Origin of the sequence: Metapseudomonas otitidis, assembly GCF_011397855.1 — a bacterium.
GTDB lineage: Bacteria > Pseudomonadota > Gammaproteobacteria > Pseudomonadales > Pseudomonadaceae > Metapseudomonas > Metapseudomonas otitidis.
The window spans coordinates 1,012,582-1,029,806 of record NZ_AP022642.1; the positions used below are offsets into that span (position 1 = coordinate 1,012,582).

Sequence of the window (17,225 nt, forward strand, 5' to 3'; positions counted from 1 at the left end):
TCGCGGCCTGCCCGCGTTCCTAGGGTGTGCGACCGGTCGCCGTGCTATGCTTCGCGCCCCCATTTTCCTGCCGTACCGACCTTTACATGAGCAAGCACGAACCGATCTTCAAGGTGATCTTCCTTAACCAGGGCCAGGTCTACGAGATCTACGCCCGGCAGATCTTCCAGAGCGAGCTGTGGGGGTTCCTGGAGATCGAGGAGCTGGTCTTCGGCGAGCGCAACCAACTGGTGGTGGACCCCAGCGAGGAGAAGCTCAAGGCGCAGTTCGAGGGCGTGGTGCGCAGCTTCGTGCCGATGCACGCGATCATCCGCATCGACGAGGTGGAACGCCTGGGGACGGCGAAGATCAGCGAGGCCAAGGGCACGGGCAACGTCATGCCGTTCCCCATGCCGCCCATGCCGGACAAGCGCAGCTAGGCGGCGCGGTATTCAGGGCAGGGGGGCGAAGGGCGATCCGCCGTCGGCGGTCTGCAGTTCGATGAGGTAGTTGCGGAAGATCTGCCCCAGCACCTGGGTGGCGATCTCCAGCTCATCGGCGCGCATCTGCCCGGCCACCACGTCCGCCGAGTCCATCGCCTCGTCCGAGCCGTTCACCGCCGCCATCTTCAGCACGATGTAGGCCTGCACGTTGCTGGCCGGCACGCCTTCACCCCGGAAGAACATGTTGCCCAGGCGGAATTGCGCCTGGGCGTTACCTTTCAGCGAGGCCTGCTCGAACCAGTTGAGGGCTTGCTGCAGGTCGCGCGGGGCACGCTTGCCGTCGTAGTAGAACTCGCCCAGCTCGTATTGCGCGCCGGTGTCGCCGGCCTTGGCGGCCTGCTGGCAGTTGGAGAGGGCTTCCTGGAGGTCTTCGGGGCGTGTGTTGAGGTTGCAGCGGCCGGACGCCGGGATCAGCAGCGAGTTGCCGCCGGCTTCGGCCAGCAGGGGAGAAAGGAGCAACAGGCTGCCCAATGTCAGGATGCGGCCGGTGCGGTTCATCAGATCACAGCGCCTCGGAAAGCAGAGCGGGCTCCCGCCCGGTCGGCGAAACGCGCCGACCGTCACATTATGAAATAAGCAGGGCGCTACTTACAAAGTCTTTGCACGCTTTTCCCGCACCCGAGCGGCGAGGCCGATGGCCTGCACGCCCGGGTGTAGGGATGGCGTAACGGATCAGCCCTTTTTCAGCTCGGTGAAGGCGCGTTCGGCAGCGTCCAGGGTGATGGCCAGTTCCTTGTCGCCGTGGGCGATGGAGGTGAAGCCGGCCTCGAAGGCGCTGGGGGCGAGGTAGACGCCGCCGTCCAGCATCAGGTGGAAGAAGCGCTTGAAGCGCTCGACGTCGCTGGCCATTACATCGTCGAAGGTGACGATGTCGTCGGCGCCGCTGAAGTACAGGCCGAACATGCCGCCCGCCTGGGTGGTCACGAAGGGAATGCCGGCGGCGTCGGCGCGCTGCTGCAGGCCATCGAGCATGCGGGTGGTGTAGTCGGTCAGCTCGGCGTGGAAGCCCGGGCGGCTGATCAGCTTCAGGGTGGTCAGGCCGGCGGCCATGGCCAGCGGGTTACCGGACAGGGTGCCGGCCTGGTAGACCGGGCCCAGCGGGGCGATGCAGGACATGATCTCGCGCTTGCCGCCGAAGCAGCCCACCGGCATGCCGCCGCCGACGATCTTGCCGAAGGTGGAGAGGTCCGGGGTCACGCCGTAGTGGGCCTGTGCGCCACCCAGGGCGACGCGGAAGCCGGTCATCACTTCGTCGAAGATCAGCACCACGCCGTGCTGGTCGCACAGGCGGCGCAGGCCTTCGAGGAAGCCGGGTGCCGGCGGTACGCAGTTCATGTTGCCGGCCACCGGCTCGACGATGATGCAGGCCACGCTCTGGCCGACTTCACCGAGGGTCTTCTCCACCGCACCGATGTCGTTGAAGGGCAGGGTCAGGGTGTGCTTGGCGAAGTCCGCCGGCACGCCGGCCGAGCTGGGCACGCCCTGGGTCAGCAGGCCGGAGCCGGCCTTGACCAGCAGGCTGTCGGAGTGACCGTGGTAGCAGCCTTCGAACTTGATGATCGCGTCGCGACCGGTGAAGCCGCGGGCCAGGCGGATGGCACTCATGGTCGCCTCGGTGCCGGAGCTGACCATGCGCACCATCTCCATGGACGGCACCAGGGAGCAGACCAGGTCGGCCATCTCGGTTTCCATGGCGGTGGGTGCGCCGTAGGAGAGGCCGTGCTGCAGCTGGTTGCGCACCGCGTCGAGCACGTCCGGGTGGCCGTGGCCGAGGATCATCGGACCCCAGGAGCCGACGTAGTCCACGTAGCGCTTGTCGTCCTCGTCCGTCACGTAGGCGCCTTCCGCGTGCTTGAAGAACAGCGGCGTGCCGCCGACGCTCCGGAAGGCGCGGACCGGCGAGTTGACGCCACCGGGGATGTGTTTCTGGGCGTTGGCGAACAGGGTTTCGGAACGGGACATGTCGAACTCTCTATGCAAGCGGTTGAAAGGGCTCAGGCCGACGCGAACAGCGCACTGAAGGCGCGGGCGCGGCGTTCCACCTCGGCGGGGCCGTCGGCGGCGAACAGGGCGTGGATCACCGCCACCATACTCGCGCCACGGGCGATCAGCGCCGGAGCGGTGTCCAGGGTGACGCCGCCGATGGCGACGATAGGCTGCTGGAAGCGCTGGCGCGCCTCGTCCAGCAGCTCCACCGTGGCGGCCGGCGCACCGGGTTTGGTCTGGGAGTTGAAGAAGCGACCGAAGGCCACGTAGCTGGCGCCTTCGGCCAGGGCCGACTCGGCCAGGTCCAGGCGCGCATGGCAGGTGGCACCGATGACCGCGTGACGGCCCAGCAGGGCGCGCGCTGCCGCGATGGAGCCATCGGTCTGGCCCAGGTGCACGCCCACGCCCAGGCGGGCGGCCAGCTCGGCGTCGTCGTTGATCAGCAACTGCGCGCCGTAGCGGGTGCACAGCTCGCGCAGCGCCTCGGCCTCACGCAGGCGGCGGGCCTCGTCGGAGGACTTGTCGCGGTACTGCAGCAAACGGGCGCCGCCCTTCAGGGCCGCCTCCACGTAGGGCTGCAGCCGGCCATCGGCGAGCAACTGGCTGTCGGTGATGGCGTAGAGGCCGCGCAGCTTCATGAGCAGAAGTCCAGCGGCAGGCGGCGGGGCACGAACTGGCCGTGGCCCGGTTGCTCGGCGTCACGCAGGGTGCGCCAGGTGTAGTCCAGTGCCGAGCGCACCGCGCTGGGCAGGGCCTCGCCCAGGGCCAGGCGACCGGCCAGGGTGCTGGCCAGGGTGCAGCCGGAGCCGTGGTAGCTGCCGGGCAGGCGCTGGCAGGTGAAGGAGTGGCGTTCGCTATCCTCGGTGTAGAGGCGGTTGTGGACCTCGGCCTCGTCGCCGTGGCCACCGGTGATCAGCAGGTTGCGGCAGAAGGGCAGCAGCTTCTCGGCGCATTCGTCGGCCGTGCCTTCGGGGAGTTCGGCGAGGATGCGCGCTTCCGGCAGGTTCGGCGTGGCGATGAGCGCCACCGGCAGCAGGCGCTCGCGCATCGCGTAGCCCACTTCGTCCTTGCCCAGTGCACCGCCGCCGCCGGCACGCAGCACCGGGTCGCAGACCAGCGGCACCCCCGGCAGGCCCTGCATGATCTCCAGCACGGTCTCCACCATCTCCACCGAGCCGAGCATGCCCAGCTTGACGGCGGATACCGGCAGGTCGGCGATCACCGCACGGGCCTGGGCCAGCACCCATTCGCGGTCGAGCACGCGGAAGTCGGAAACGTTGACGGTGTCCTGGACGGTCAGGGCGGTCACGGTGGGAGCCGCGTGGCAACCTTGGGCGATCAGGGCTTCGATGTCCGCCTGCAGACCGGCGCCGCCGCTGGGGTCGTGGCCGGAAAGACAGAGGACGATAGGGCGAGAGGGGGTCGTTTTCATGGTGCGCGAGCTTACCACCTTTCCGCCGTCGGGTCGGCCCGCCGGGCAGGGTGCCCGCCATCCGTCGAAAAGCGCCGAACAGCCTGGCGGGATAGGCCCGTAACGCCCATTCCAGAGCGGTTTGCGCGAGATGGCAGAGTGCCTCCTATGGCGCCCCGATGCTGTGCTAGAGTGTGCGCATTCGAACAACCAGGCCCTGCGTGACGCTTCGGCTCCGGGAAGGAAAGGGACTTCCCGAGGCGTGCGACGGCCTTTGCGGGGCTTCATGCGTCACGTTCTCCTTTTCCTGTCCCTTTTCCTCTCCACCGCCGTGTTCGGCGTGGAGTTCGACGAGCACACCCGACAGCTGCCCCTCGGGCTGCACATGGACGTCTTCGAAGACGTCCGTGGCGATGCCACCCTCGCCGACATCACCTCCCCCGCGCTGGATCGCAGCTTCCGCCGCAGCGACAAGCCCGTGCTCAACGCCGGCTATTCGCGCTCGGTGTTCTGGATCCGGCTCGACCTCAGCTACCGCCCCCGTGACCTCGGCGGCCAACAGCCCTGGCTGCTGGAGCTGGCCTACCCGCCGCTGGACCACATCGAGCTCTACCTGCCCGACAGCGAGGGTGGCTACCGGCTCGCCCAGCGCACCGGCGATGCCTTGCCCTTCGCCAGCCGCGAGATCAGGCAGAACAACTACCTGTTCAACCTCAACCTGCAGCCCAACCAGCCCCAGCGCCTGTACCTGCGGGTCAACAGCCAGGGCTCGATCCAGGTGCCGCTCACCCTCTGGTCGCCCCAGGCCTACATGGAGGAGCAGCCCGGGCGCGTGTACGTGCTCGGCATCATCTACGGCGTGCTGCTGGTGATGCTCATCTACAACCTCTTCATCTACCTCAGCGTCCGCGACACCAGCTACCTCTACTACATCCTCTACATCGCCTCGTTCGGCCTGTACCAGATCTCCGTCAACGGCGCCGGCATCCAGTACTTCTGGCCCGACAACCCCTGGTGGGCCAACGCCTCCACCCCGTTCCTGATCGGCTCGGCCGGGCTGTTCGGCTGCCAGTTCGCCCGCAGCTTCTTGCACACCGCCGACCACAGCCCCTGGATCGACCGCAGCCTGCTGGTGCTGATGGCCGTCGGCGTGCTGGTCATGGTCCTGTCCCTGGTGGCCAGCTACGCCGTCGCCCTGCGCCTGGCCACCATCCTGGCCCTGGTCTTCACCGTGGTCATCTTCGCCGCTGGCATCCTCGCCTGGCTGCGCGGCATGCGCGTGGCGCGCTACTTCATCTTCGCCTGGAGCGCCTTCCTCGCCGGCGGGGTGATCAACACCCTCATGGTGCTCGGCTACCTGCCCAACCTGTTCATCACCATGTACGCCAGCCAGATCGGCTCCGCGCTGGAAGTGGGCCTGCTGTCCCTCGCTCTGGCCGACCGCATCAACGCCATGAAGGAGGAGCGCACCCGCATCCTCCAGGAGTCCGGGCGCAAGCTGGAGGCCCTGAACCGCGAGCTGGCCGACAGCAACCGCCTCAAGGACGAATTCCTCGCCACCGTCACCCACGAGCTGCGCACCCCCATGAACGGCGTGATCGGCTCCCTCGAACTGATGCAGACCCTCCCGCTCGACGTCGAGCTGGAGCAGTACCAGAAGACCGCCGCCAGCTCCGCCAGGGACATGATGCGGCTGGTCAACGACATCCTCGCCATGACCGAGCTGCAGGCCGGCAAGCTATACCCGCGCCGCGAGACCTTCAGCCTGCGCGGCCTGTTCGACAGCCTGCGCGCCCAGTACGCCCCGCGCGCCGAGGAAAAGGGCCTGGCCTTCGCCCTGGAACTGGACGAAAGCCTGCCCGACACCCTCGAAGGCGACGCCGGCAAGCTCGGGCAGATCCTCGGCCACCTGCTGGACAACGCCGTCAAGTTCACCGCCCGGGGTGGCGTCGTGCTGCGGGTCGCCGGCCACGGCCAGGAGCCCGGCGGCCCCCTGCGCCTGCTGGTGGCCGTGGAAGACACCGGCATCGGCTTCTCCACCCCGCCCGATGGCAGCCTCTACAGCGGCTTCCGCCAGCTCGACGGCTCCATGACCCGCGCCTACGGCGGCCTCGGCATCGGCCTGGCCCTGGCGCGGCAACTGGTCGAACTGCTCGGCGGCCAGCTCACCCACAGCTCCGAGCCCGGCCAGGGCAGCCGCTTCCAGCTGGCCCTCACCCTGACCCGCCCCGCCCAGCGCGAGGCCGCCCCGGTGCGTCGCGCCGTCGCCCAGGCCCAGCGCCGCCCCGAGCAATGCACCGTGCTGGTGGTGGAGGACAACACCATCAACCAACTGGTGACCCGCGGCATGCTGCTCAAGCTGGGCTACCGCGTACGCACCGCCGACAACGGCGCCGAAGCCCTCGAACTGCTGCGCCGCGAGCACATCGACGGCGTCCTGCTCGACTGCCAGATGCCGGTCATGGACGGCTTCGCCACCTGCCGCGCCCTGCGCAGCCTGCCCGAATGCGCCGAACTGCCGGTGCTCGCCGTCACCGCCCACAGCCACAGCGGCGACCGCGAACGCTGCCTGGCAGCGGGCATGAGCGACTACCTCTCCAAGCCGGTGAAATTCGAAGAGCTGCGCACCCTGCTGCACGACTGGGTACTCTGCCGCACCGGCGAACACCCGGTCTGATCGGTCACCCACCGGCCGGAATGCCGCCTTCATCGTCGGATTCCCCGCTTTCATCCAAAGTCTGAATCCTGATTCACTCGCTGCCAGTGAATCAGGATTCAGACCATGTCCTACCGCGTCACCGCCCAACGAATCGACCGCGACCAAGCCCTGCGCCAGCGCATCCTCGACTGCGCCCTGGCGCGGGTCGCCGAAGGCGGCTTCGCCGTCCTCACCATGCAGGCCCTGGCCGACGACGTCGGCATCGCCACCGGCAGCCTCTACCGCCACTTCCGTAACAAGGGCGAGCTGGCCGCCGAGGTCTTCGCCCGCGCCAGCCAGGTCGAAGTGGACGTGCTCAGCGAGCACCTGCGCGGCCCCGGCAGTGCCACCGAGCGCCTTGCCAGCGGCCTGCAACGCTTCGCCGAACGCGCCTGGCACAGCCGCCAGCTGGCCTTTGCCCTGATCGCCGAACCGGTGGAGCCGGAAGTGGACGAACAGCGCCTGCGCTTCCGCGAGGCCTACGCCGAACGCTTCATCGAACTGCTCGAAGCCGGTATCGCCAGCGGCGAATTCCAGGTCGAAGCCCCCGCCCTGGTCGCCGCCTGCCTGGTGGGCGCCATCTCCGAATCCCTGGTCGGGCCGCTCTCGCCAGCCGCCCGCGCCGCCCGTGATGCCGACCAGTCGCGCAGCGAACTCGAAGCGGTCTGCCGGCACCTCGTCATCTTCTGCTTGCGTGCCGTTGGTGCGCACCCGCCTGCTAGGAGGATTCCATGAGCCAGTCCCAGTACGCCGAAACCCACGACGTGTTCAACCAGGTGCCCACCCTCGACGGCGCCAACCTCTACCGCCTCGACCTGCCCCTGCAGGAATGGACCCGCCGCTACGGCGCCGGCTGGGCCGAATCACGCCTCGATGTCTACGGCGCCCTGGCCGGTGGCCCGCTGATGCAGGCGGGCTTCCTCGCCAACGAGCACAAGCCGGTGTTCAAGAGCCATGACCGCTACGGCCATCGCGTCGACCTGGTGGAGTTCCACCCGGCCTACCACGAACTGATGCGCACCGCCGTCGAACACGGCCTCACCTCGCTGCCCTGGCAGGACCCGCGCGCCGGCGCCCATGTTGCCCGCGCCGGCCTCACCTACCTGCACAGCCAGGCCGAGGCCGCCAGCGGCTGCCCGCTGACCATGACCTTCGCCGCCGTGCCCGCCATCCGCCTGCAGCCCAACCTCGCCGAGCGCTGGCTGCCGAAGATCCTCGCCACCGAATATGACCCGCGCAACGTACCCATGGAGCAGAAGCCCGGCGTCACCATCGGCATGGCCATGACCGAGAAGCAGGGCGGCACCGACGTCCGCGCCAACACCACCCGCGCCCACCCCATCGGCCTCGGCGGCCCGGGAGAGGCCTACGAACTGGTGGGCCACAAGTGGTTCTGCTCCGCGCCCATGTGCGACGCCTTCCTCACCCTCGCCTACACCGACAAGGGGCTCTCCTGCTTCCTCCTGCCGCGCCATCGCCCGGACGGCAGCCGCAATGCCTTCTACGTCCAGCGCCTGAAGAACAAGCTGGGCAACTGGGCCAACGCCTCCAGCGAAGTGGAATACCGCGGCGCCCTGGCCTGGATGGTCGGCGAGGAAGGGCGCGGCGTGCCCACCATCATCGAAATGGTCGCCATGACCCGCTTCGACTGCATGGTCGGCTCCAGCTCCCTCATGCGCCAGGCGCTCACCCAGGCCGCCCACCACTGCGCCCACCGCAAGGTCGGCGGCAAGGTCCTGGCCGACCAGCCGCTGATGCAGAACGTCCTCGCCGACCTCGCCCTGGAGAGCGAAGCCGCCCTGGCCCTCAGCCTGCGCATGGGCCGCGCCCTCGACAACCTGCACGACGAGCAGGAAGACCGCTTCGCCCGCCTGGTCACCGCCGTCGGCAAGTACTGGATCTGCAAGCGCGCCCCCGAAATGGTCTACGAGGCCAGCGAATGCATGGGCGGCGCCGGCTACGTCGAAGAGACCATCCTCCCGCGCCTGTACCGCGAAGCCCCGGTCAACTCCATCTGGGAAGGCTCCGGCAACGTCCAGTGCCTGGACGTCCTCCGCGCCCTGTCCAAGGAGCCCGGCGTGCTCGACGCCCTGTTCAGTGAACTGGGCGACGGCCACGGCGACGCCCGCCTCGCCGCGCAGATCAACAACCTCAAGGCCGCCTTCCACGACACCGCCGACATCCAGTACCGCGCCCGCCAGCTCACCGAAGACGTCGCCGTCGCCCTCCAGGCCAAGCTCCTGCTGGAGGCCGGCAACGCCACCGTCTCCGACGCCTTCATCGCCAGCCGCCTCGGCGGCAGCGGCCGGGTCTACGGCACCCTCCCGCGCGGCATCGACGTCGAAGCCCTGGTCGCCCGTAGCACCCCGCACCTGGCCTGACGCCACCCTGGCAACAGGGGAAAACAGCCGGTAGATTTTCCGCTGCCGGCTTTTCCCTCTGGGATCAGCGGGTTACGGGAAGTGAGTTCCCCACGGGTGTGGGGATGAACTCACCCCAAATCGGAGCGGCCAGGTCCCACTGCGCGGCCCTAGGCCGCCCGCTCCGCCAGCCGGCGTTGGCCGGTCAGCGCCGTGGCCACGAACAGCGCTGCCGCCAGGCTCAGCGCCAGGGGCAGGCCGTTGGGGCCGGTGCCCATCAGCGCACCGCTCAGCAGTGGCCCCACCAGGCTGCCGATGCCCCACAACATGCCCACGCAGGCGTTGGCGGTGACCAGGTCCTGCCCGCTGAAGCGCTCGCCGATGCGCACCAGCGCCAGGGTGTAGACGCCCCCCGCCACCGCTCCCAGTAACACCAGCGCCGGCCACAGCAGCGTGGGCCGGGTGATCAGCCAGGGCAGCGCCATACCGATGCCCAGCGCCGCCACCCCGCAGACCAGGTGCAGGCGGCCGCGCTCGGTGCGGTCCGACAGCCAGCCCAGCGGCACCTGGCAGACCATGTCGCCGGCCAGGATCACCGTCACCATCAGCGCCGCGATGCCCACCGCATAGCCATGGGCGCTGGCGTAGACCGGGAACAGCGACAGCACCACCGCATCGAAGAAGGCGAAGAACAGCACCCCCGTACACAGCGCCGGTGCCACCCGCAGGAAGCCCGCCAGGGAAAAGGTGCGCACTTCATCCTCGGCAGCCTGGCCCCAGCCGCCCGGCAGCCCCCGGGCCACCGCCGCCAGGGCCAGCAGGTTGGCCAGCACCACCAGGGCCACCAGCCAGGGGCTCTGTGCCCCGAGCAGACCGATCAGCGCCGGCCCGCCCAACTGGCAGCCGGTGAAGCAGGCGGCGTAGAAGGCCACCACCTGGCCCCGCCTGGCCTCGTCGCACAGCACGTTGACCCAGGACTCCCCGAGGATCACCACCACCCCCATCGCCACCCCCAGCAGCAGCCGGGCCGCCACCAGCAGGGGCATGGAGGCCGGCAGTTCCAGCGCCGCCACCGCCAGGGCGCAGAGCACGAAGCAGCCGAGGTACAACCCGCGCCCCGACAGGTGCCGGCACAGTGGCGCCACCAGAAAGGCCGCCAGGATCATCCCCGCCGCCGGCATCGCACTCAGTACCCCGATCTCCAGGCTCGACGCACCGGCCTCCATCAGCCGCAGCGACACCAGGGGCAGCGTCGCCCCCATGCTCAGCCCGACCACCGACACGGCGAAGATCAGCACCAGCAGCAACACACGATGGTTCATTTCGACTCCCGCCCGCAGGTAACCGGCCCGGGCCTGGCCATGGATCAACGACAGAACGACACGCGCACGGACGCATGCCGGGAATGAACGAAGGGAACGCCGCGCGACAGCGCAGGGCTCAGGCGGGAAGGGTGGGAGGCGAGAAGGTGAAGGCGAACAGCACGCTGCGGCGACGCTTCAGCAGGGCATCACGCGGCCAGGCATTGGCCGCCAGCGCCGGGTCGGGCTGGGCAACAAGGGCCGGGTGCAGGGGCGTGAACATCGCAGCGGTCTTCGGTGGATAACGCGGGGCGCGCAGTCTATGCGGGGGCTGGAAAAGGGTCAATCGAGCGGCCCGCACGGCGAGCTTCCCTACCGTAGGGAACATCCCCAGCCCTACCGCCGCTGCCAGATCTTCCGGCCGCCCTGGTCCTCGGTCACCAGGTAGGGATCGCTGAAGCGGTAGCGGGTGGCGGGCTGGTAGTCGGTGCTGCCGTCGGGGCGGACCAGGAGGATGCCGTCGGCGGTCTGCCATTGGCCGGCGTACTGGAGGGTGCCGTCGCTGTCGTAGCTCCAGTCGGAGCCGCCGCCGACGGAGCGGCTCCATTGCTCGACGCGGCCGTCGGGGGCGAGGTGCAGGGTGAGCACGGTGTTGAAGGAGGCGAAGCTGGCGCCACCGCTGTTGATGATGTCTTCGTGGACCCAGGTGCCGACCAGTGCCGGGTCCAGGGTGCCGGCGCTGGTGCGGGTGGCGCCCGTGGCAGTTGAGGGGCTGCGCTGGAACAGCGCCTGGCGCTCCAGCACCTGGCCGCTGACGGGGTCGCGGGCGGCGAGGCGGGCGTTGAGCTGGTCGTTGCCGTAGGTGGCGGCGAGGGTGGCGATCACCTGGTTGGTTTGCGGCAGGACGATCTCGGCGTTGAGCACCTGGCCGTCGTACTGGCCGCGCAGGTCCAGTTGCAGGGTGCCGTTCTCGGAATAGCGGCCAGTGACGACCTGGCCCTGCTGCTGCAGGTCGAGCACCGTGTTGGCACCTGCCAGGTCGGCCTGGAAGCGGCCATCCAGCTCGCCGGCGAACAGTGGGGTGCTGGTGGCAACGGCGAACAGCAGGCTGGTCAGGCGGTGCATGGCGGCGGGCCTCGCGGGGACGGTCGGGCAAGCATAGACGCAGCGGCACGCGCTGCTCGGCTTGGCCGCCGAAGGGCGATGGGCGCAAGATAGCCCCCTGTACGCCCAGACAGGATGCACACCTCGTGACCCAGGATTCCGTCGAGTTTCTCGTTGTCCACACCGCCGAAGAGGCGGTCGACCGCCTGACCGCCCTGCATCAGCGGGCCACCACGGCCCTCAGCCAGGCCCTCAAGCTCTTTCTCAAGTCCCGCACCGAGCCGAGCGCCGAGCAGCGTGCGCTGTTCCGCTACCCCGAGCTGCGGGTCACCTACCGCTGCCAGGGCGAGGTGCCGTCCACGGTGCGCGCCTACGCGAAGATCCAAGTGCCGGGCACCTACAGCGTCACCGTCACCCACCCCGATGCCTTCCGCAAATACCTGCTGGAGCAGCTGCGCCCGCTGATGAGCGACTTCACCGTGCAGGTGGAGGTGGGCATGAGCCAGCGGAACATCCCCTATCCCTACGTGGTGGAGAGCGGCGACGAACTGGCCGGCACCGATGTGACCGCTGCGGCGCTGGCGCGGGTGTTCCCCAGCACGGACCTGTCCGCCGCCACCGATGGCGTGGCCGACGGGCTGTACGACTGGGAGAGCGCCGAGGAGCTGCCCCTGGCGCTGTTCGATGCGGCGCGGGTGGACTTCTCCCTGCGCCGGCTGGTGCATTACACCGGCAGCGACTGGCGCCATGTGCAGCCGTGGATCCTGCTGACCAACTACCACCGCTACGTTGACCAGTTCATCCAGCACGGGGTGACCCAGCTGCGCGAGGACCCGCGCTTCGTCAGCATGGTGCTGCCCGGCAACGTGCGGGTGGACCGGGACATGGACGAGGCGACCGTGCAGGCGGTGATCGACAGCGTGGTGTGGCACCGCTACCAGATGCCGGCCTACCACCTGATCGCCAACGACGGCCACGGGGTGACGCTGGTGAACATCGGCGTCGGCCCGTCCAACGCGAAGAACATCACCGACCACCTGGCGGTGCTGCGCCCGCACTGCTGGCTGATGATCGGCCACTGCGGCGGGCTGCGGCAGTCGCAGACCATCGGCGACTACGTGCTGGCCCACGCCTACATGCGCCGCGACGGCATCCTCGACCGGGTGCTGCCGCCGCACATCCCGCTGCCGGCCCTGGCCGAGGTGCAGCAGGCCCTGCAGGACGCGGCGGCGCTGGTCACCGGCGAGCGTGGCGAGGACCTCAAGCGGCGCCTGCGCACCGGCACGGTGCTGACCTACGACGACCGCAACTGGGAGCTGCGCTGGGCCCAGGAGCGCCCGCTGATCAACCTGTCGCGGGCGGTGGCGGTGGACATGGAGAGCGGCACCATCGCCGCCCAGGGCTATCGCCTGCGGGTGCCCTACGGGACGTTGCTGTGCGTGTCCGACAAGCCGCTGCACAGCGAGATCAAGCTGCCCGGCTCGGCCAGTGCCTTCTACCAGCGCGCGGTCAGCCAGCACCTGCGCATCGGCATCGCCGCGCTGGACCTGCTGCGCAACCAGCTCACCTCGCTGCACTCGCGCAAGCTGCGCAGCTTCGACGAGCCGCCGTTCCGCTGAGCCGCTCCTGATGACACAGGGCCGCGTGATGCGGCCCTTTTTCTGCCTGGACTGAAAAGTCGGACGCTCTTCAGTGAACGGCTCGCCAGTCGCGTGCTCGGGTTTCGATTTAAGCTGCGGCCCCCCAAGGACGAACGAGGTGACACCAATGGAACAGGCCCAACACCTACTCGCAGCATTCTGGGAGCCCTTCAGTTTCCTCAGCCTGTTCGCCTGGATCAGCGGTGCGCTGTTGCTGGGCACGGTCGCCGGCCTGGTGCTGGCCATCCTGCTGCATCGCGGCGGTTGGCTGGCCCGCAGCAAGCGCTGGCACCACTGGACGCTCAAGCTGTACTTCCTGCTGCTGCCGCTGGTCGGAGGCGTGCTGGGGTTCCAGGGCGGGCTGCTGTACAGCGGGCAGCAGCAGATCAACCGGCACCTGGACAGCTATGCACCGGCGGTGCAGCGGCTGGCCGATGACACCTGGCAGGACTTCCAGGCCTACGTGGCAGCCCAGGACGAGCGCCAGTTGCAGGCCCTGCGCGGGTCCAGTGTGCAAGCCGCGCTCAATCAACTGGCGCTGGAGTACCTGCGCAGCGAGCAGCAGGAGGAAGCCGATGCCCGCGCCGAGGCGTCGCTGGCCGAGCGCCTGGCCCTGGACCTGCTCGACCGCCTGCGGGCGAGCCTGATCGGCAAGGCCGTGGGCCAGATGGCGGTGAGCGAGGCGGCGAGCTACAGCGGGCTCGACAAGCAGGTGCTGGCCGGGGTGCTCGATGCGCGTGTGGAGCAGCTGTTCCAGGCCGAGTTCCTGCTGGACCTGCTGAAGCGCCAGGTCGGCCATGTGTTCAAGCCGTTCTACATCGCGCTGCTGCTGCAGCTCGGCCTGCTCCTGGCCTTCATCGCGGGGGAGTGGGCGGTTTCACGCTGGCTCCGTCAGATTCCGTCCGCCGCCCGGGCGGAGCCGGCTGCCTTGGCCTGAGGCTGGGCGTGTCGCAAGCAAAAGGGCCGCATGATGCGGCCCTTTTTCATGGTGCAGGGGTGTGGCTCAGAGGCCGCTGGCCTGGACCAGGTCAGCCGCGCCGAGGCGGTCCAGGGTGGGCACCTGCCACTGGTAGCCGGGGCTGGGGACGCGGAAGCGATCCGGGTCCACCTGCCAGTAGTCGAGGGCCTTGGCCAGCTCGCGGGGCGGGTCGAACTGCCCTTCGTCGGTGAGCTGGAAGGTGCCGAAGTGGATGGCCAGGCTGTGCTGGGAATCCAGCTGCTTGTGGGCCTGCACGGCGTCGTCCGGGTTCATGTGGTTGTCGCGCATGAACCAGCGTGGGGCGTAGGCACCGATGGGCAGGGCGGCGAAGCGCAGCGGCCCGAAACGTTGGTGGATGAGGCGGAATTCCGGCCCCAGCCCGGTGTCGCCGGGGAACAGCAGCGGGCCGTCCGGGGACTCCAGCACGAAGCCGAGCCACAGGGTGCGGTTGGTGTCGCTGCGGGTGCGCGCCGACCAGTGCTGCACCGGCACGCCGTTGAGGGTCAGTCCGTCGCCCAGGGGCAGGGCCTGCCACCAGTCGATCTCGTCGACGCGGGCGAAGCCGGTCTCGCGGATCAGCGGGCCGTTGCCGAGGCCCGTGACCACGCGGGCCAGGGGGAAGCGCTCGGCGAGGCTGCGCAGGGTGTCCAGGTCGAGGTGGTCGTAGTGGTTGTGGCTGACCAGGATCAGGTCGATGGGCGGCAGCTGGTCCATGGACAGGCCGGGCGCCTGGTGCCGGCGCGGGCCGATGAAGCTGAGGGGGCTGACCCGCTCGGACCACACCGGGTCGGTGAGGATGTTCAACCCGCGGTGCTGGATCAGCAGCGTGGCGTGGTTGATGTAGGTGACGCGCAGTTCGTCGCCTTCGACGCGGGTGGGAACCTCGGGGGTGAAGGCCGCGGTGGGCTGCTCGACCCAGTCGGGGCTCTTCTCGCGGTTGAGCTGCCAGCGCATGAAGGACCAGAAGTCCTTGTGCGGCTTGGGCTCGATGTTCTGGAAACGCTGGCCGTCGAAATGATCGCTGACGGGGCCCTGGTAGGGCGTGCCGGCACAACCGGCGAGGGTCATGAGGCTGATCAGCCAGGTGGGGCGCAACGCGCGGGGCATGGTGTCCTTACTCTTGCGGCGGGGAGGGGCACAACCTAGCATGCGCCTCCGCTCCCCTGTCCATATCCGCTGGTAACCAGGCATGTCGCGCCCGCCCCGTCCTTCCCGCCCTGCTTCCCGTCGCCCCCAGGCCGCTCCGCGCCGGGTGGCCAAGGCGCCGCCGGTGGAGCCGCGCCTGGTGCTGCTGAACAAGCCGTTCGACGTGCTCACCCAGTTCAGCGACGACCAGGGCCGGGCGACCCTGAAGGACTTCATCGACCAGCCCGGCATCTACCCTGCCGGGCGCCTGGACCGTGACAGCGAGGGGCTGCTGTTGCTGACCAACAATGGCCGCCTGCAGGCGCGCATCGCCGACCCGAAGCACAAGCTGGCCAAGACCTATTGGGTGCAGGTGGAGGGCACGCCCGATGCGGCGCAGCTGGAGCGCCTGCGCAACGGGGTGGAACTGAACGATGGGCCGACGCTGCCGGCCGAGGCCCGGCTGATCGACGAGCCGGCGCTGTGGCCGCGCAACCCGCCGGTGCGCTTTCGCAAGAGCGTGCCGACGGCCTGGCTGGAGCTGGTGATCCGCGAGGGGCGCAACCGCCAGGTGCGGCGGATGACGGCGGCGGTGGGCCTGCCGACCCTGCGCCTGGTGCGCGTGCGCATCGGCCCCTTCGGCCTCGATGGCCTGGAGCCGGGGCAGTGGCGCGAGGTGCCGGCGCGGCTGGACTGACACCCGCCGCAGCGCGGCGGGCCGTCCGTGGATCAGTAGTGGGACTTGATGACGTTGATGCCCTTGGTGAGCACTTCGCGCCAGGCGGCGCGCACGCCGTCATCGGCCTGCTTGTCGTGCTCGCTGATGGTGCTCAGCAGGGCGTCGACCCAGAGGTCGTAGTACTCGGGGCGGATGTCGAAGCCTTCCCGGGAGTGGCTGGCGCCCAGGGCGCGCAGCTTGGTGTCCGGCATGCCGCGGGCATACATCACCAGGTTGAGGATGCCGTGGCGCAGCAGGTGCTTCTGCGCGGCCATGTCGGTGTTGGCGAACTTCGCGCGGATCATCGGCGAGCTGGCGAGGAACAGCTTGTAGAAGGTGTCGAAAAAACCGGAACTGGCACAGCAGCGTCCATAGCTCTGCATGACGCGATCGGTAGCGTTCATGTGTTCTCCTGGGCAACGGTGAACGAAACCGCCCGAGCCCCCGCCATCAGGCGGTCCGGACGGATCGGGTGAGGTTGGCTACATGCCTTCGAGGCCGCCGATCACCAGCGACTTGATCACGAAGCCGAGCACGCCGAGGCCGAGGGCGAGGAACAGGATGAAGGTGCCGAAGCGGCCGGCCTTGGACTTCTTGGCCAGGTCCCAGACGATGAACGCCATGAACAGCACCAGGCCGGCGATCATCGCCGTCATCATCCATTCTTCGAATTTTTCGGGGCTCATTGGTCAACCTCGTACAGCGAAACGATTCAGGCCCGGCCGCGAGCGACCAGGCTTGGATGCCGTGGAGGGCGAGGGATGCGGTTAGTAGTTATGCGAGCCGGCAGGCTCTTATGGGCGAAACCACGCGGGGCACAGCAAAGGCGGGGCGCATTATACGCGATGCCCGCCCCTGCGCGCTGCCACTCATTGGTTCAATTGCGCAGATGCCCCAGGGGCAGCTCGGTGCTGCTCAGCACCTGGTTGAGCACGAAGCTGGAGCGCACGCTGGTGACGCCCTCGATGCGGGTGAGCTGGCCCAGCAGGAACTGCTGGTAGTGGTCCATGTCCGGCACCACCACCTTGAGCTGGTAGTCCGCCTCCATGCCGGTCACCAGGCAGCACTCCAGCACCTCGGGGCACTGGCGGATCACCGACTGGAAGTGCTCGAAGCGCTCCGGGGTGTGGCGGTCCATGCCGATCAGCACGTAGGCGGTCAGGCTCAGGCCGAGCTTCTTGCGGTCCAGCAGGGCGACCTGGCGGATGATGTAGCCGTCGTCCTCCAGCTGCTTCACCCGGCGCGAGCAGGGCGAGGGTGACAGGCCGATGCGCTCGGCCAGCTCCTGGTTGGAGATGCGGGCGTCGCGCTGCAATTCGGCGAGGATCTTCAGGTCGTAGCGATCGAGTTTTTCCATTTCAGGCGCCTTTTTATTTTGAGTTGCTGATTTTCTGCTTATTTTGGTGAATCGTTGCGCAGAT

General features: G+C 68.7%; 18 protein-coding genes. 7 read left to right on the top strand and 11 right to left on the bottom strand.

The window, feature by feature from the left end; translation table 11 throughout:
* Window positions 1-86 precede the first annotated feature (86 nt).
* Window positions 87-419, top strand: a complete 333-nt coding sequence (locus PotMrB4_RS04775) for a DUF1820 family protein (RefSeq protein WP_044410713.1) — start codon at window positions 87-89, stop codon at window positions 417-419.
* 12 nt (window positions 420-431) lie between these two features.
* Here the strand turns inward: PotMrB4_RS04775 and PotMrB4_RS04780 are convergent, their stop codons facing one another.
* The 4 genes from PotMrB4_RS04780 to PotMrB4_RS04795 all read right to left on the bottom strand — a co-directional run bounded on the left by PotMrB4_RS04780 (window position 432) and on the right by PotMrB4_RS04795 (window position 3,900).
* Window positions 432-980, bottom strand: coding sequence for a tetratricopeptide repeat protein (locus tag PotMrB4_RS04780; RefSeq protein ID WP_044410710.1), 549 nt, complete (start codon window positions 978-980; stop codon window positions 432-434).
* 174 nt (window positions 981-1,154) lie between these two features.
* Window positions 1,155-2,444: a glutamate-1-semialdehyde 2,1-aminomutase gene (hemL, locus tag PotMrB4_RS04785; protein WP_142012209.1), complete on the bottom strand. Its 1,290-nt coding sequence runs from the start codon at window positions 2,442-2,444 to the stop codon at window positions 1,155-1,157.
* A gap of 32 nt (window positions 2,445-2,476) precedes the next feature.
* Window positions 2,477-3,106, bottom strand: coding sequence for a thiamine phosphate synthase (thiE, locus tag PotMrB4_RS04790; RefSeq protein WP_172432658.1), 630 nt, complete (start codon window positions 3,104-3,106; stop codon window positions 2,477-2,479).
* Entirely contained in the window at window positions 3,103-3,900 is a 798-nt protein-coding gene (locus PotMrB4_RS04795; protein ID WP_172432659.1) for a hydroxymethylpyrimidine/phosphomethylpyrimidine kinase, read from the bottom strand. Before PotMrB4_RS04795 ends, thiE begins: the two co-directional genes overlap by 4 nt.
* 265 nt (window positions 3,901-4,165) lie before the next feature.
* Between PotMrB4_RS04795 and PotMrB4_RS04800 the strand changes: the two genes are divergently transcribed.
* From PotMrB4_RS04800 to PotMrB4_RS04810, 3 genes are all read left to right on the top strand, one after another.
* Window positions 4,166-6,556, top strand: coding sequence for a hybrid sensor histidine kinase/response regulator (locus PotMrB4_RS04800; RefSeq protein WP_160481904.1), 2,391 nt, complete (start codon window positions 4,166-4,168; stop codon window positions 6,554-6,556).
* 105 nt (window positions 6,557-6,661) lie between these two features.
* Window positions 6,662-7,312, top strand: coding sequence for a TetR/AcrR family transcriptional regulator (locus PotMrB4_RS04805; protein ID WP_142012202.1), 651 nt, complete (start codon window positions 6,662-6,664; stop codon window positions 7,310-7,312).
* Window positions 7,309-8,958 carry an acyl-CoA dehydrogenase family protein gene (locus PotMrB4_RS04810; protein ID WP_165665070.1) on the top strand — a complete coding sequence of 550 codons (1,650 nt, stop codon included), beginning with the start codon at window positions 7,309-7,311 and terminating at the stop codon, window positions 8,956-8,958. Before PotMrB4_RS04805 ends, PotMrB4_RS04810 begins: the two co-directional genes overlap by 4 nt.
* A 149-nt stretch (window positions 8,959-9,107) precedes the next feature.
* Here the strand turns inward: PotMrB4_RS04810 and PotMrB4_RS04815 are convergent, their stop codons facing one another.
* The 3 genes from PotMrB4_RS04815 to PotMrB4_RS04825 form a co-directional block, all read right to left on the bottom strand.
* Window positions 9,108-10,259, bottom strand: a complete 1,152-nt coding sequence (locus PotMrB4_RS04815) for an MFS transporter (RefSeq protein ID WP_172432660.1) — start codon at window positions 10,257-10,259, stop codon at window positions 9,108-9,110.
* A 118-nt stretch (window positions 10,260-10,377) separates the two neighbouring features.
* Window positions 10,378-10,521 (bottom strand): hypothetical protein, encoded by a 144-nt coding sequence (locus tag PotMrB4_RS04820; protein ID WP_167368492.1) that lies wholly within the window; start codon window positions 10,519-10,521, stop codon window positions 10,378-10,380.
* A 113-nt stretch (window positions 10,522-10,634) separates the two neighbouring features.
* Window positions 10,635-11,363 carry a hypothetical protein gene (locus tag PotMrB4_RS04825; RefSeq protein ID WP_172432661.1) on the bottom strand — a complete coding sequence of 243 codons (729 nt, stop codon included), beginning with the start codon at window positions 11,361-11,363 and terminating at the stop codon, window positions 10,635-10,637.
* Between the two features lie 125 nt (window positions 11,364-11,488).
* Here PotMrB4_RS04825 and amn point away from each other — a divergent pair, with 125 nt between their 5' ends.
* Complete coding sequence (gene amn / locus PotMrB4_RS04830; protein WP_044410687.1) at window positions 11,489-12,961, top strand: AMP nucleosidase; 1,473 nt, start codon at window positions 11,489-11,491, stop codon at window positions 12,959-12,961.
* 148 nt (window positions 12,962-13,109) lie between these two features.
* The gene (locus PotMrB4_RS04835) at window positions 13,110-13,919 is read left to right on the top strand and encodes a hypothetical protein (RefSeq protein ID WP_172432662.1); all 810 of its coding nucleotides are present in this window, start codon (window positions 13,110-13,112) and stop codon (window positions 13,917-13,919) included.
* Between the two features lie 66 nt (window positions 13,920-13,985).
* On the opposite strand, the gene PotMrB4_RS04840 is transcribed toward PotMrB4_RS04835, so the two are convergent.
* A complete protein-coding gene (locus PotMrB4_RS04840; RefSeq protein ID WP_172432663.1) occupies window positions 13,986-15,068 on the bottom strand; it encodes an MBL fold metallo-hydrolase in 1,083 nt (360 codons plus the stop codon).
* 82 nt (window positions 15,069-15,150) lie between these two features.
* Here PotMrB4_RS04840 and PotMrB4_RS04845 point away from each other — a divergent pair, with 82 nt between their 5' ends.
* Window positions 15,151-15,783: a pseudouridine synthase gene (locus tag PotMrB4_RS04845; RefSeq protein WP_394354019.1), complete on the top strand. Its 633-nt coding sequence runs from the start codon at window positions 15,151-15,153 to the stop codon at window positions 15,781-15,783.
* 32 nt (window positions 15,784-15,815) lie between these two features.
* Here PotMrB4_RS04845 and PotMrB4_RS04850 read toward each other — a convergent pair whose 3' ends face one another.
* From PotMrB4_RS04850 to PotMrB4_RS04860, 3 genes are all read right to left on the bottom strand, one after another.
* On the bottom strand, window positions 15,816-16,208 hold the full coding sequence (locus PotMrB4_RS04850) for a globin (protein WP_044410677.1): 393 nt from the start codon (window positions 16,206-16,208) through the stop codon (window positions 15,816-15,818).
* Window positions 16,209-16,286: 78 nt separating this feature from the next.
* On the bottom strand, window positions 16,287-16,490 hold the full coding sequence (locus tag PotMrB4_RS04855; protein WP_021221994.1) for a DUF2788 domain-containing protein: 204 nt from the start codon (window positions 16,488-16,490) through the stop codon (window positions 16,287-16,289).
* A 191-nt stretch (window positions 16,491-16,681) separates the two neighbouring features.
* The gene (locus tag PotMrB4_RS04860) at window positions 16,682-17,161 is read right to left on the bottom strand and encodes an Lrp/AsnC family transcriptional regulator (protein WP_044410664.1); all 480 of its coding nucleotides are present in this window, start codon (window positions 17,159-17,161) and stop codon (window positions 16,682-16,684) included.
* Window positions 17,162-17,225 lie beyond the last annotated feature (64 nt).

Coding starts and splice junctions, on each gene's coding strand:
- PotMrB4_RS04775 (WP_044410713.1), top strand. CDS start 87: ATGAGCAAGCACGAACCGATCTTCAAGGTGATCTTCCTTAACCAGGGC.
- PotMrB4_RS04780 (WP_044410710.1), bottom strand. CDS start 980: ATGAACCGCACCGGCCGCATCCTGACATTGGGCAGCCTGTTGCTCCTT.
- hemL (WP_142012209.1), bottom strand. CDS start 2,444: ATGTCCCGTTCCGAAACCCTGTTCGCCAACGCCCAGAAACACATCCCC.
- thiE (WP_172432658.1), bottom strand. CDS start 3,106: ATGAAGCTGCGCGGCCTCTACGCCATCACCGACAGCCAGTTGCTCGCC.
- PotMrB4_RS04795 (WP_172432659.1), bottom strand. CDS start 3,900: ATGAAAACGACCCCCTCTCGCCCTATCGTCCTCTGTCTTTCCGGCCAC.
- PotMrB4_RS04800 (WP_160481904.1), top strand. CDS start 4,166: ATGCGTCACGTTCTCCTTTTCCTGTCCCTTTTCCTCTCCACCGCCGTG.
- PotMrB4_RS04805 (WP_142012202.1), top strand. CDS start 6,662: ATGTCCTACCGCGTCACCGCCCAACGAATCGACCGCGACCAAGCCCTG.
- PotMrB4_RS04810 (WP_165665070.1), top strand. CDS start 7,309: ATGAGCCAGTCCCAGTACGCCGAAACCCACGACGTGTTCAACCAGGTG.
- PotMrB4_RS04815 (WP_172432660.1), bottom strand. CDS start 10,259: ATGAACCATCGTGTGTTGCTGCTGGTGCTGATCTTCGCCGTGTCGGTG.
- PotMrB4_RS04820 (WP_167368492.1), bottom strand. CDS start 10,521: ATGTTCACGCCCCTGCACCCGGCCCTTGTTGCCCAGCCCGACCCGGCG.
- PotMrB4_RS04825 (WP_172432661.1), bottom strand. CDS start 11,363: ATGCACCGCCTGACCAGCCTGCTGTTCGCCGTTGCCACCAGCACCCCA.
- PotMrB4_RS04835 (WP_172432662.1), top strand. CDS start 13,110: ATGGAACAGGCCCAACACCTACTCGCAGCATTCTGGGAGCCCTTCAGT.
- PotMrB4_RS04840 (WP_172432663.1), bottom strand. CDS start 15,068: ATGCCCCGCGCGTTGCGCCCCACCTGGCTGATCAGCCTCATGACCCTC.
- PotMrB4_RS04845 (WP_394354019.1), top strand. CDS start 15,151: ATGTCGCGCCCGCCCCGTCCTTCCCGCCCTGCTTCCCGTCGCCCCCAG.
- PotMrB4_RS04850 (WP_044410677.1), bottom strand. CDS start 16,208: ATGAACGCTACCGATCGCGTCATGCAGAGCTATGGACGCTGCTGTGCC.
- PotMrB4_RS04855 (WP_021221994.1), bottom strand. CDS start 16,490: ATGAGCCCCGAAAAATTCGAAGAATGGATGATGACGGCGATGATCGCC.
- PotMrB4_RS04860 (WP_044410664.1), bottom strand. CDS start 17,161: ATGGAAAAACTCGATCGCTACGACCTGAAGATCCTCGCCGAATTGCAG.